Annotated in this window: 14 protein-coding genes and 1 riboswitch; of the genes, 10 read left to right on the top strand and 4 right to left on the bottom strand. The window is 54.9% G+C overall.

Going from position 1 to position 12,781, the window contains the following annotated elements; translation table 11 throughout:
• Window positions 1-4: 4 nt before the first annotated feature.
• Together G491_RS0108795 and G491_RS0108790 are read right to left on the bottom strand one after the other, a co-directional pair.
• Window positions 5-682 carry a cobalamin B12-binding domain-containing protein gene (locus G491_RS0108795; protein WP_051327136.1) on the bottom strand — a complete coding sequence of 226 codons (678 nt, stop codon included), beginning with the start codon at window positions 680-682 and terminating at the stop codon, window positions 5-7.
• Window positions 683-702: 20 nt separating this feature from the next.
• Window positions 703-1,440 (bottom strand): GntR family transcriptional regulator, encoded by a 738-nt coding sequence (locus G491_RS0108790; protein ID WP_028314334.1) that lies wholly within the window; start codon window positions 1,438-1,440, stop codon window positions 703-705.
• A gap of 499 nt (window positions 1,441-1,939) precedes the next feature.
• On the opposite strand from G491_RS0108790, the gene G491_RS0108785 reads away from it, so the two are divergent.
• From G491_RS0108785 to G491_RS36520, 9 genes are all read left to right on the top strand, one after another.
• Window positions 1,940-2,539 (top strand): GTP-binding protein, encoded by a 600-nt coding sequence (locus tag G491_RS0108785; protein WP_035218279.1) that lies wholly within the window; start codon window positions 1,940-1,942, stop codon window positions 2,537-2,539.
• Window positions 2,527-2,943 carry a hypothetical protein gene (locus G491_RS0108780; RefSeq protein ID WP_028314332.1) on the top strand — a complete coding sequence of 139 codons (417 nt, stop codon included), beginning with the start codon at window positions 2,527-2,529 and terminating at the stop codon, window positions 2,941-2,943. The genes G491_RS0108785 and G491_RS0108780 overlap by 13 nt, the downstream gene beginning before the upstream one ends.
• Window positions 2,922-3,593 (top strand): DUF1638 domain-containing protein, encoded by a 672-nt coding sequence (locus tag G491_RS30035; protein WP_051327135.1) that lies wholly within the window; start codon window positions 2,922-2,924, stop codon window positions 3,591-3,593. Before G491_RS0108780 ends, G491_RS30035 begins: the two co-directional genes overlap by 22 nt.
• A 64-nt stretch (window positions 3,594-3,657) precedes the next feature.
• Entirely contained in the window at window positions 3,658-4,281 is a 624-nt protein-coding gene (locus G491_RS0108770) for a cobalamin B12-binding domain-containing protein (RefSeq protein WP_028314331.1), read from the top strand.
• Window positions 4,278-5,414, top strand: coding sequence for a uroporphyrinogen decarboxylase family protein (locus G491_RS0108765; RefSeq protein WP_028314330.1), 1,137 nt, complete (start codon window positions 4,278-4,280; stop codon window positions 5,412-5,414). The genes G491_RS0108770 and G491_RS0108765 overlap by 4 nt, the downstream gene beginning before the upstream one ends.
• A 122-nt stretch (window positions 5,415-5,536) precedes the next feature.
• Window positions 5,537-7,369 carry an ASKHA domain-containing protein gene (locus G491_RS0108760; protein ID WP_028314329.1) on the top strand — a complete coding sequence of 611 codons (1,833 nt, stop codon included), beginning with the start codon at window positions 5,537-5,539 and terminating at the stop codon, window positions 7,367-7,369.
• A gap of 86 nt (window positions 7,370-7,455) precedes the next feature.
• Window positions 7,456-8,256 (top strand): dihydropteroate synthase, encoded by an 801-nt coding sequence (locus tag G491_RS0108755; protein WP_028314328.1) that lies wholly within the window; start codon window positions 7,456-7,458, stop codon window positions 8,254-8,256.
• Window positions 8,257-8,612: 356 nt separating this feature from the next.
• Window positions 8,613-9,743, top strand: a complete 1,131-nt coding sequence (locus tag G491_RS0108750) for a (Fe-S)-binding protein (protein ID WP_028314327.1) — start codon at window positions 8,613-8,615, stop codon at window positions 9,741-9,743.
• Between the two features lie 439 nt (window positions 9,744-10,182).
• Window positions 10,183-10,311 carry a hypothetical protein gene (locus G491_RS36520; protein ID WP_282705981.1) on the top strand — a complete coding sequence of 43 codons (129 nt, stop codon included), beginning with the start codon at window positions 10,183-10,185 and terminating at the stop codon, window positions 10,309-10,311.
• 37 nt (window positions 10,312-10,348) lie between these two features.
• Here G491_RS36520 and G491_RS0108740 read toward each other — a convergent pair whose 3' ends face one another.
• Together G491_RS0108740 and G491_RS0108735 are read right to left on the bottom strand one after the other, a co-directional pair.
• Complete coding sequence (locus G491_RS0108740; RefSeq protein ID WP_028314326.1) at window positions 10,349-11,119, bottom strand: sirohydrochlorin cobaltochelatase; 771 nt, start codon at window positions 11,117-11,119, stop codon at window positions 10,349-10,351.
• A gap of 244 nt (window positions 11,120-11,363) precedes the next feature.
• A complete protein-coding gene (locus G491_RS0108735) occupies window positions 11,364-11,627 on the bottom strand; it encodes a hypothetical protein (protein ID WP_028314325.1) in 264 nt (87 codons plus the stop codon).
• A gap of 174 nt (window positions 11,628-11,801) precedes the next feature.
• Window positions 11,802-11,982: riboswitch (cobalamin riboswitch) on the bottom strand.
• 174 nt (window positions 11,983-12,156) lie between these two features.
• Here G491_RS0108735 and G491_RS33600 point away from each other — a divergent pair.
• The gene (locus G491_RS33600) at window positions 12,157-12,774 is read left to right on the top strand and encodes a DsbA family oxidoreductase (protein WP_051327134.1); all 618 of its coding nucleotides are present in this window, start codon (window positions 12,157-12,159) and stop codon (window positions 12,772-12,774) included.
• The last annotated feature ends 7 nt before the right edge of the window (window positions 12,775-12,781 follow it).

Raw genomic sequence — 12,781 nt, 5'->3', positions numbered from 1 at the left:
AGGGCTATGTAGAGGATTTCTTCTCTTCCAGGCGCCTTTGGCAGATGCGTATGCCTGTCACGGCGTCCCTGGCCCAAAAATCCGCCCCCACATACCGGCAAACCTGCTCGTCCATAAATCCCCCGCCGACGATAGTGGCGATGGGCTGCGCCAGGTCCACGGGTTGGGAGGCGAGGAGGTCCACGGCGGCCTTTATGGAGTCGTGGGCGGTGGTCAGCAGGGCGGACATGGCGACAATGTCCGGTTTGAACTCTTTGGCTTTGATTAAAAATTCCGAGGGCGGAACGTCCACGCCCAGGTCCAGCACTTCAAATCCGTGGCACCGAAACAGCATGGTCACCAGATTCTTGCCTATGTCGTGAATGTCTCCCTGCACCGTACCGATCAAAACCCGTCCGGAAGCCTCTTCCTGAATGTTCTTGGAAAGGATGGGCAGCACCATTTCCATGACCTGGCGAAGGATTTCTCCGGCCATCATGAGCCCGGACAAATAATAGCGGCCCTCCTCATAATATCTGCCCACGTCCCGCATGGCCGACTGGCAGTACTCCACAATCATCAACGGGTCGACCCCCTGGCTCAAGAGCTTCTCCACCAGGGCGATGGATTCCTCTTCCCTTAATTCCATCAAGAGATGCATCAGAAAGGATGCATCGGGAAATAGCGCGTCGTCACCAGCCATTAACAACTCCTGTCATCGGGTCACACTCCCACCTTGGCGCCGAAATGCAACCGTTCATTCAAAAAGATGAACCAGCCCCAACTGATCTGCTTGTCCTGCAAGTCGAAAAAGGTGTGCTCCAGGCAAAAGGCGGGCGTCCCCGGTTTTTCCTGCAGATACCGGGCTTCATCCTCGCTCAGGGAGGCTGGCTTAAGGCGCAGGTCGCCCCTTTTTAAATTGGTCTTGCCGGTTCCTGCGAAAAGGCCGCCCAGGGAGGTGAGGTCCAGCTCCGACTCCACGATGGGCCTGCTGGGATCGTATATCAAATACTGGTGATTATAAATCAGAGGGGCTCCATGGCTGGAAATCAGCCTGCAGATGTGAATGGCGCGGTCTCCCTCCTCCACTGGCAGCTTGTCGGCCAGCGCTGCATCCGCTTTTATTATTCTGGCCTTCAATAGTTTGACCTGGGTGTCTTCCTCGTCTTCGAAAACCTCCTGCAACTCCCGGAGGTCAAAAGAGAAGCTCCCCAGCTCCAGGGGCTTGATAAAAGACCCCTTGCCCTGGGTTGTGTCCACAACCCCCTGCTCCACCAGGACGCTTATGGCCCGGCGAACCGTCACCGAGCTGACCTGGAACTGCCGGCACAACTGGGATTCCGAGGGAAGGCGGCTTCCCGGCGGATACTCCCCCGAAGAGATTTGCTTTCGGATGATATCCACAATCTGGGCGTAAGCGGGCAGGTAGGATTTTCGATCTATTTTAAGTGCTTTGTCCATGTTTTAGGCGTCGTAAGGGTTGCTGGATTTGTTCGGCTGCCTTTTATGTCCGGATTTTCCCTATTGGCTCTGATTTTTCTCCGCCGGTCAAGAGTTTATTATTTTAGGGGGGATAATCATCACCCCTGGGCTTGCTGCGCGCAGGCCTTGAGACGCCCCTTATGCTTGCCATGGGGAGCTTCACCCAAAAAAAAACGCGCCGGCCGTTCCGAGGCCGATAGGGGGCCGGCCGCCTGGCGGATGGGAAAGCAAGGAGGCCCTGGGGCCTCGGCGCATCCATTGATATTATTATAATAGGTTAATCCTATAAAATCAAATCAAAAGATTTGGAGGCGAGATAGAGACGCCGGTTGGGGAAATTTTGGCAACAAATTTGATTTATTGGGAATAGTCGTTATTGGGCCGACTGGGTTAGAATTTATAGTAAAAATTATATTGACAACTTATTATAATAAGTGCTTATTGTGACATAGTGACAACGCGCACCCAAGGAGACGCCATGAAACTCGTCATCATCATCGGATTTCTGGGGACCGGAAAAACCTCCCTCCTCCTGAAACTGGCCGAGAAAGCCCAAAGCCTGAACAAGCAAACCGCCATTCTGGTCAATGAAGTGGGCGAAATCGGCGTGGATAACCAAATTATGAAACAGCTTGGACACAATGTGTGGGAAATGCTGGGAGGATGCGTCTGCTGCTCCCTGGCCGGAGACGTTATCGGAACCCTGGAAAAAATCGACCGGGAGTTTCAGTCGGACGTGGTCCTGCTGGAGCCCTCCGGCGCAGCCGATCCCAAAAACCTCATGAACGTCCTGGCGGACTATCAGGGCGTTCCCTTTGAAAGCCTGACCAAAGTGGGCCTCATCGACTCCCTGCGGGTGGAAATGCTCATGGCCGTGGCCGGCCCTTTGATTGATTCCACGCTCACCCATGCGGACATGATTCTCATCACCAAAGCGGACATCGCCTCGGAGGAGGAACTGAATCTTGCCCGGGAGGTCGCCCTGAGTCATTTGTCCGGGGAAAGTGTTTTTGCAATCAATGTTCGGGAGGAAATCTCTCAGGAAATATTGGAAAGGATTTTTCCATGGAAGGATTAAACCTGGAGCCTTTCGCCATGAAGCTGCACCTGCGCCCCACAAGCAGCGGCGCGGCTTCCGTTTGTGAAGCAGCAGTTCTTTCCGTTGTAAAAAGTTTGGCGGACAAGTGCTCCAAAGAAAATAGGGCCGTAATCGGCCACCTCAAAGCCTTCGCCCAAGACGACCAGGGCGCCTGGATGCGGGTGAGCGCCGTGGACGCAAAGCACGCCCCATCCGTGGAGGGAGGCCTCGCCGAAGCGCTGGATCATGTGCATGCAACGTTGAACGCGCATGTTTTGGGCCTTTCGTCGGAAAAAGTGGAGAAGTTGGTAATGGAGTCCATTGAAGAGGCGCAAAAAGACGCCTGTGTCGAAATTAATTGCGGGGGGACGGAGAAGTGTTTATGCGCGCACCATCAATCCTGATCGCCTGCGAAGTCGTAGCCAGCGAGCTTCAATCAAGAATAGGAGAGGACCTGCCTGTCAGGAAGTTGGACCCCTCCCTGCATGTATACCCGGATCGCCTGCGCACCACAATCCAGGAGGCCATCGACGAGGAGGAAAACAACTACGAAACCCTGATTTTGGGGTACGGGCTCTGCTCTCGCGCTGTGGAAGGCCTGAAATCGAAAAAGTCCAGGCTGGTCTTTCCTTTGGTGGACGACTGCATCGGCCTTTTTCTGGGATCGAAAACTGCGCACAAGGCTCACATGAAGTCCGCGCCCGGCACCTTTTTCCTGAGCAAAGGCTGGATGGACGTGGGTTCCACTCCGTTTACGGAATACGAATACATGCTCGGCCGCTTTGGGGAAAAGGCGGCGAATCGCCTTATGAAAGCCATTCTGAAAAATTACACCCGCTTGACGTACATCGGAATGGAAGGCGCCGCCAATGCCCAATCATACCAGGATTACGCCCGCTCCAAGGCCAAGGAGCATGGGTTGGAATATGAGGAAGTATTTGGGTCGACCGCGCTGTTCGACGAGTTGATCCAAGGTGGTGGAAGCAGCCATATTCGGATCGTGCCGCCCGGGGAAACAATTCGGTACGAAATGTATATGGGGGACGACAACTGAAGCCGCGAGGGCGGCTGCACGCCTTTTTTGAGCAAGAAAGGCGGACTTCACAAGGAGACTGAATATGAGTAACGATATCGCTGCATTGATGGCGGAGCTGGAAGAGGAGAAAGTTCTGGCTTTGGTGAAAAAGCAGTTGGAGGAAGGTGTGGACGTCAACGCCATTCTCGCCGCCTGCCAGGAAGGCATGATCGGCGTGGGCAAGAAGTTCGAAGAAGGAACCTATTATATTTCCGACCTCATGATGGCCGGTGAAATTTTCAAGCAGATTAACGAGGAGATCGGCCCGAATCTTGCTTCTGAACAAAGCGCCAAAGCCGGAAAAGTGATCGTGGGAACCGTGAAAGACGACATCCACGACATCGGCAAGGACTTGGTCGTGGGCATGCTCCAATCCGCCAACATGGACGTGACCGATCTAGGGGTGGACGTACCGGCCGAAAAATTTGTAGAAGCAGTCAAGGAAACCGGCGCCACGGTGGTCAGCCTGTCCGCTTTGCTGACCGTGGCTTTCGACTCCATCAAGGAAACCGTGGAAGCCTTTGAAAAAGCAGGTCTGCGCGACAAGGTCAAGATCATGATCGGCGGCGGCCCTATTGACGAAACCGTATGCAAATACACCGGCGCGGACAACTGGGGCGCAGACGCCCAGGCGGCCGTTACATTGGCGCGGGGGTGGTTATCATGAGTCAAGAAAACGAAAAATTGTATGAAGAAAGAAAAGCCAGAATCCAAAAGGCCATCAACCACGAACCCGTGGACATGATTCCCTCCATTTTCATGGGCTGCGCTTTCGCCCCCAGATACATGGGGCGGACCCAGGAAGAATATTGCCTGGATGCGACTGCGGGCGTGGACATGACCATTGAAGCCATTAAAAAGCTGGGCGACATGGACGGCGTTAACTTCATGCAATCGGGCATGCTTCCCATGCACCTGACCAACCTTTGGCTTTCCAAGGTGCTGATACCCGGCATCGACCTGGACAAGGACGCCCTTTGGCAGGTCCAGGAAAAGGAAGTCATGAAACCCGAGGATTACGATTTCATCATTGAGAACGGCTTTCCGGCCTTTGTGGAAAAACTGCTGCCCAAGGTGTGCGATATGGAGCTTATGGGCAAGCATAACGCCTGGATGATGGAGAATATTACGCAAATTGCGCCCAAGTTCAAGGAAGCGGGATACTACCCCATCGTATCCGGTATCACAACCATTCCCTTTGAGCCTCTATGCGGCGCCCGCTCCATGAACCAATTCTTTTTTGACCTTTACAGAAATCCGGACAAGGTCGAGGAAGCCATGGAAGTGCTCGTGCCGGTGCTCATTGAACAAGGCGTCATGGCCTCCATGGCCACAGGCGTCATGGGCGTATGGGTGGGAGGCTGGCGTACGGCCAGCGCCATGCTGGCGCCCAAGCTATGGGACCGGTTTGTATGGCCGTACTTCCGTAGAGTCGCTGAAGCGCTTATTGAAAAAGGGATCACGCCGGTTTTTCACTGGGATCAGGACTGGACCCGCGACCTGGAAAGGCTTAAGGAGCTTCCCCCAAAGAAGTGCATCCTCAACCTGGACGGCATGACCGACATCCGCAAAGCCAAGGAAATCCTGGAAGACCACACGGCTATCATGGGCGACATGCCGCCCACCCTGTTTTCCGCAGGCACGCCGGACGATATATACGAGTACACCAAAAACCTGGTGCAGGACCTGGGGCCCAAGGGCCTCCTGCTGACGCCGGGCTGCGACGCGCCCATGAACACCAAGTTCGAGAATATGGAGGCCTTTGTGGCCGCCAACCGGGAGTACGGCAAAGTTTCATAACCGGTAACCATCAAGCAGCGGCGGCCGGTAGCAAAGGCCGGGCCGCCGCTTCCTGAAAAATATCCCACAGGCCCCGTTCAATCCTTCTCTGTGGCGGGGCCGGGGAAGCAGCGGGTTGCGCAATGTCATCCAAATCCGAAAAAACTTGCACGGTGGAGTTCCAGCCTCTGGGCAGGCGCATTGAGGCTCCCTTTGAAACCACAATCGCCCAGGCCGCCCAATCGGCCGGCGTTCCCCTGGCCGCCGATTGCGGGGGCAAGGGCAAGTGCGGAAAATGCCGGGTGCACATTCTCGCCGGCGGGGCCGCTCCTCCCGATTCGTCGGAATTAAAGGTTTTGGAGCAATCTTCGGCCGCCCCCCAGGAACGTTTGGCCTGCATGACCCGCATTTTGGGCGATGTAAAAATACATGTGCCCAAAGCCTCCATGGTTCATGAACAAAGCCTGCAACTGGAAGGCCGTATGCGAAGCCCGGACGGAGACCGGCTGGTTCAATCCCGGTTTGTAAATCTCCCCTTGCCCAATTTGCAGGACCAGCGTTCGGACTCGCGTCGCCTGTCCGAGGCTATGGACGCTTGGGATGAAAACGGGTGGACCCTATCCCCCGAGTTTGTAAGACGCCTGTCCGGCTCATTGCGGGAGTCGAACGGAGAGTTGACCGTGTTTTTGCAGGACGGCGCTCCCATCGGTCTGATTGCCGGAAAAAAAACGCCCATAGGCGCCGCCTTTGACTTGGGAACCACAACCATAGCGGGGCGGCTGGTGGACTTGGAAACCGGCGAAATCCTTTGTTCGGAAGGGTGCATGAACCCCCAGATTTCCTACGGCGAGGATGTGATCAGCCGTCTGGACTACGCCATTCATAACCCGGACGGACCTGGCAGGCTGTCGGCGGCGGCCAAGGATGCAATCAACGATCTCCTGAGCGCATTATGTAAAAATGCAGGCGTCGAGCCGGAAAGGGTTTCCAATATTTCGGTCGCCTGCAACACCGCCATGTCGCACCTGCTGTTAAAATTGCCGGCCTCCCCCCTGGCGCGGTCTCCCTACGCCGCAGGATTTTCCAATCCCCTGGAGCTTACGGGAAAGGCGTTCGGAATAAAAGACGCTCCCACCGCCAAAGTGTATGTCTTTCCTTGTATTGAGGGCTTTGTGGGCGGGGATCATACAGCTATGATACTGGCCTGCGGCCTGGATCAGGCTGATGAAACCTGCCTGGGAGTGGATATTGGCACCAACACGGAAATCGTCCTAACCAGGCCGGGCGCAGACGGCGGCATGTTCGTCACATCCTGCGCTTCGGGCCCGGCATTGGAAGGCGCCCACGTTCGCGACGGCATGCGTGCCAGCCCCGGCGCCATTCATAAGGTGAGGATAACGGAAAACGGCCCTGAAATTTTCACCATCAACAACGAGCCGCCCGTAGGAATTTGCGGCTCCGGCCTTGTGGACGCTTTGGCCGAAATGGTCAGGGCGGGGGTCCTGGACTCTCGCGGGCATTTTACCTACGAGGCCAAGGGAGTGCACAAAAGCCCCCGCGGCAAATATTATCTGCTGGCTACCAAGGAAAAAGACCAAGCAAAACAAGACATCATAATCACACAGAAGGATATATCGGAACTCCAACTGGCTAAAGGCGCCATCCACGCCGGCGTGCAAAAGCTGCTGCAACAGATGGGAATTTCCGCCAAGGAAATCTCCCGGGTCTACATGGCGGGCGCCTTCGGGTCTCACCTGAATATGGAGAGCGCCCTGGCCATCCGCCTCCTGCCCGAAGACCTGGCGGACGCTGAATTCGTGCAGGCCGGAAATGCAGCCGCGGACGGAGCATGCCTGGCCTTGCTTTCCCGCCGGGAAAGAAGCCGGGCCGAAAAAATCGCCCGAAACGCCGTGCATGTGGAAATGGCCAACGATTCCAGCTTCAGCAGCGTTCTCGTGAAAGCCATGCGCTTCTAATCAACCCCGTACTTTTTAAGGCGCGGACGGTGTCGCGCCAGGCATTATTGAATCCTTAAAAAAAGGAACAGGAGAAGTTTACCCTTATGAAGATAATCGGCGAAAAAATAAATGGAACCAGGAAATCCGTGGGCCAGGCCATCAAGGAGAAAGACGCGGAATTCATCGCAGCTTTGGCGAAGGCTCAGGTGGAGGCCGGCGCAAACCTTCTGGATGTGAACGCAGGCTCCGCGCCCGATACGGAAACCGAGGACCTGATCTGGCTGGTGGGCGTGGTTCAGGACGCCGTGGACTGTCAGCTTTGCCTGGACAGCTCCCGGCCCGAGCCTTTAAAAGCCGCCCTGGAAAAGGTCAGTCAAAAGCCCATGATCAACTCCATATCCGGCGAGCCCAAGCGGCTGGAGGAAATTCTCCCCCTGGCCGCAGCCAACGACTGCGAGTTGATCGCCCTGGCCCTGGACGAAGGCGGGATTCCTAAAACGGTCGACGCCCGCATGGAGGTGGTCCGGAAAATGATCGCCCGCACCCGCGAAAGCGGCCTGGCCGATGAAAGGCTTTACATCGATCCTCTGGTGCTTTCCATTGCCACCGACATCCAGGCTGGCAACATTACCTTGGAGGTCATCCGCCGCATTCGGGAGGAGTTCCCCGAGGCCCACATCACCATGGGGCTTAGCAACGTGTCTTTCGGCCTGCCCAAGCGTATGCTCATCAACCGAACCTTTCTGACCTTGGCCTATGCGGCCGGTATGGATTCGGCCATTGTAGACCCCACGGAAGCATCCATGCGGGAGGCGATCCTGACCGTCAAAATGCTCCTGGGCGAAGATCGCTTCTGCCGCAACTACACCCGCATGATGCAAGCCGCCGCAGCGCCTAAAAGATAAACGCTCAACCGCCATTCCTTCAGCAAGGCCGGGAGCCGGAGATCACGCCGCTCCCGGCTTGCGGACGATCCTGAAAAACGGATCGCCCTTGCCGGGATGACGACCTTTCGAGGTGAACGAAAATTCGAAGGGCGTTTGGCGCTCCTTTATGAGGATGCGAAGAGGCCGCACTCCCGGAAACGGGGATCTATTCTTTTTGAGATTTTGGCGAAGTAAACCCCGCACCATGGGCTCATGCGGAAATTCGGAATTAGTATTTGCACGATCGGATGAATTTGTGTAAGATGTCCCATTCATTTTAATAGTCCGGCGCTTTGTTTTCATAAAATCATCATAATTTATTTTGGGGAGGGATCATGGCCAGTAAATCCTATATCGACGCTTTTATCCCTGCAGGCAAAGACCAGGACGCCTGCATCAATTGCGGAATCTGCCTGCAAAAATGCCCGGTGATGCAAATGGGCAAGGAGGAGTCCAAGGCGGAAATCAAACGCCTGCTTAACGGCGAGCAGCCGGAGCGGGTATTGAACGAATGCACCTTCTGCATGACCTGCAACCACTACTGTCCCCAGGAGCTAAAGCCTTACGCGCTCATCATGGAGAGGATGAACGCCAAAAACCGGGAGGGCGGCAAGGAGGTCCCCGCCGGCGTGAAGTACATGTTCACGGGCGACTCGGATTCCGGCTATTTTCTGGATCAATATAAAAAAGCGCCGGAAGCGCATCAGGCCATTTTGGACAAATGGACCGAGGTTCCCGAAAAATCTCGCGACACCTTGTTCATAGGCTGTTTCGGCCGGACCATTCCCCATACCATAGAATACTCCAAAGCCCTGTCCGGCCTGGCGAAATACGCCCCGCGCAACGCATGCTGCGGCGAGATTCCCTACCGGTTCGGCGATTACGACGCCTTTACCCGGACCGTGGACCGCACCTACGGCATGCTGACCCAACTGGATACCGAGCGGCTGGTATGCTATTGCGGCTCATGCTCCAACTTTTACGGAAATATGTGGCCCGCCTATCACGGCGTGGAATTGCCCTTTGAGGTCATTTCCATTTGGGATTGGTTGTGGGAAAAGGTTCAGGCCGGAGATTTGCAATTTACAAACAAGTTGGAAGGAACCGCGGCCATTAACGATTCCTGCTACAGCAGCGAGTTGGGAGAGTCCTTTTATGATGCGGTTTACGGACTGCACGAGGCGGCGGGCCTGACCCTGGCGGAACCGGCCAATACCAGGCAGGACTCCTTGTGCTGCGGATTCGCCAGCGGATTCCGGAATAATTGGGATCATACCCAGGCAGCCCAGGAAACCCAGAAGCGGGTGGATCAGTTAAAAGCCACCGCGGCGCCGAACGTCTATTGCTATTGCCCGGGATGCTACGCCGCCCTGGCCCCTCACGGCAAAAAAAACGGCATGAGAATTCATTTTTCCATCAACCGGATTCTTCAAGCTCTTGGCGACGATCCGCCGACAAAGAACTGAGGCCAATTGGTAAGTATTTGGGCGCCCCCGGCAGCGTAGTGTGCCGCCGGGGTCCGTAATGACTGTTTTTTCAAAGGGCAGGGGGATTGCCTACAGAGCATAAAAAACCACGGAACACACGGAAAGGCACGGAAAGATCGTTTTCTGTGTGTTCCGTGTCTTCGGTGGTTAACCTTGCAGTTTTTTTGTCACAGGGACGCAAAATATTTTCGGTTTTGAGGAACAGCCCCGGCCGAACAAAGGATGCAGTTTCGGCGCAGTTTTTGTTAGGTTTTGCAAACTCAACCCAATCTACGATTTATCTATAAAAATAGTAGATATTATGGGTAATACGGGCGGCGATTCAGGCCAAGGGGGTTGACCCGCTCCTTGAAACCGTGGGTTAAGTAATTGGAAGCTGTTAGTTTTCAATCACTCAGAGCCACATCAAGGAGGGGTCATGAACAAGGTACTTTATGTCGGAATGGATGTCCACAAAGAAAGCATCGTTGCAGCAACGGCGGAAGGGGCAAGCGGAGAGGTTGACATGTTCGTGCGTTTTTGGGGACGTCTTTGCATAATCGACTAACAAATATCAAGCCTACATTATCCCACAACTGCGCAGCCTACAAAGGAACCAAATGCAAGGCCTCTCGGGTGTGCCGGACGAACATTTGGATGACGGCCGGGCTTTGGCCAAGGCCTATGTTTTCCGTTTCCACTTGAATTCCGGCTTCCTCCATTTTCACTTTCCAGGAATCCTTTTTCCCGGCCAGGTCCTTGGCGAAATGCATGCCCGAAACCAGCAAAAAGGGGATAAGCCGCGCCTTTTTATATCCCTGGACCAGCAGTTTGTTGATCAGGACCTCCCGGTCCGGATACCCTTCCTCAAGCACTCCCATGAAAGCCCGATCCCCGTACATATCCTTCAGGATGCTCCCCATGGCCGTGAACATGGCCCATGCCGGGTGATCCGTGCCGTGGCCCACAAACACCTGGGCTTCGTCTTCGGGGGAATCAAAAAATCGGGCGAGATCCTCGGCGACTTCCATGCAATCCTCCGGGGAGGTGAGCAAGGGCAGGCCCATGGAAGCCCGGACTTTTTCGTGCTGCACGTCATCCTTCAAACGAAAAAACTCATGCCCCCAGGCAAGGTGCAACGATTGCACCACAGCCCACTCATGCCCCTGGCTGGCCAGCATATCCATGACCTCTTCTGGATGGAGCTTTTGTTCGTCGCTGCGTTTATTCACCTTGGATGCCACGGTGCGGGAGGTGTATGCCCAAAGGATTTCATGGCCGGGGAATGCTTCCCTGTAGGCTGCGTCGATAAGGTCGTAAGTGGCTTTTGCGCGGGTGGAAGTGCCGAATGCAGCAAGGACGATGGGGGGCTTCATGGGTGGTCTCCTATGTTTTTGGCGCACGGAAAATATGTTGCCATCAAGCTATATACTTTTAATGCCTTATCACGGCATTGTCAAAAAAAAGCAAAAGGCTTCCCGGCGCTCGTGAGCGGTGTTTGAGCGCCGGAAAACCCTTCGGAAGAACGGTTCGGAAAAGGAGGAGACGTGCCTCTTCCGGCCGCTCGCTATCAGTAATTTTTTCGGGGCGCGGCCATTGCGCCCGGGCGCCTTTTGGGGCTCAATCCTTTTTGCCCCAGCGCCATTGGGGCTTTTCCCCCTTTTTCCAGCAAATGAAGATCAGAAGGGCGGTGGCGATTACGGTGAAAGGGAGAAACCAAATCTCGTGCGGAGGCCTCGTCAGGAATACGGCGCCCACGGTCATTAGAAGCATGTATCCGACCATGACGGCCCATCCCTGCCAGGTTAGGGGGATTCCCCATCCCCATCCGTATTTTTTCGCCGGAAACCAAATGTCCTTTTCGTCCTTATGATCATTCTTCATTGTTCGTCTCCAGGTTCTCAGGAATCAATCCAGAGCATCGCCCGGCCGGGAAGAGGCAACAAAAAAAGCCCTGCCCGTCGGGGTGACAGGCAGGGCTTAAAAAAGCGCCCAAACAAGGAATTAAACGGATATAAACATTCATATCCGCACCCCGCCTTAAACCCGAAGACGTAATAACACGGTTTTGTTGCGGCAGGTATCCTGGCTCGTGGATCAATCTACCGGCCGCGCCTTCCCATTCCCTTTGAAACAGTGGCGTGTGCGGCTTTCGTCCCCACTTACAGTGGCGGGTCCGCAGCGGATTTGCACCGCTTTCCCTATAGCCCGTAAAGGGCCCGCAACAAAAAACTTAGGCAAAAGCTAAAATTTTAAACGCCGATTGTCAAGGAAAACCGTAAAAGCGAATCCGTTTTAAGGACTTGCCCATGCGAATGATTGACAAAATCCGTTCCGGGCATACAGTAATACAGTTGTATAGCGGAGCCCACGGCTCCGCAGGAAACCCTCGACGATAATCAGGAGAAGACGCATGCCCGAATCTTCACAGGTGCTGGAAGTATTTTCCGACTACACCTGCCCCTTTTGCTACTTTAATATGGAAAACGCCGAAAAACTGGCCAAGGAATTTAATGTTCCCATCCGCTGGCGCTACTACCCTTTGCATTCCGACGTTCCCGACGAGGGCATAGCCCTGACAGAACTGTTGGACGTCCCCCTCTCCGAAGTGGAAAAGTGGGACAGGGAGTTTTCGAAAACAGCCGCCCACCTGGGGCTGCCTTTTTGCTCCCTGGACAAAACCTACAACAGCAGGCTGGCTCAGGAACTGGGGCTTTGGGCCGCGGATCAGGGAAAAGGGCATGCCTTCCACAAGGCTGCTTTTGAAGCCTTTTTCGGCCAGGGGTTGAATCTTGCCTCCAAGGACGTGCTGCTGAACATCGCGGAAAAAGCGGGCCTGCCCCTTGATGAAGCGGAGAAAATCATCACGGATCGCACCTACCAGGAGGCGGTGGACAAAGAATGGGAAGCTGCGGAGGCCAAGGCGATTACCGCCGTGCCCACCATGATCTTTGGAGAAAATCGTCTGATTGGAGCCAAATCCTGGGAGCAAATGACGGCCCTGGTTCAGGCCGGTTTGACCGGTCAATAGGAGACGG

Source organism: Desulfatibacillum aliphaticivorans DSM 15576, from assembly GCF_000429905.1.
Classification (GTDB): Bacteria; Desulfobacterota; Desulfobacteria; order Desulfobacterales; family Desulfatibacillaceae; genus Desulfatibacillum; species Desulfatibacillum aliphaticivorans.
This window is presented reverse-complemented; position numbering and strand designations above follow the sequence as displayed.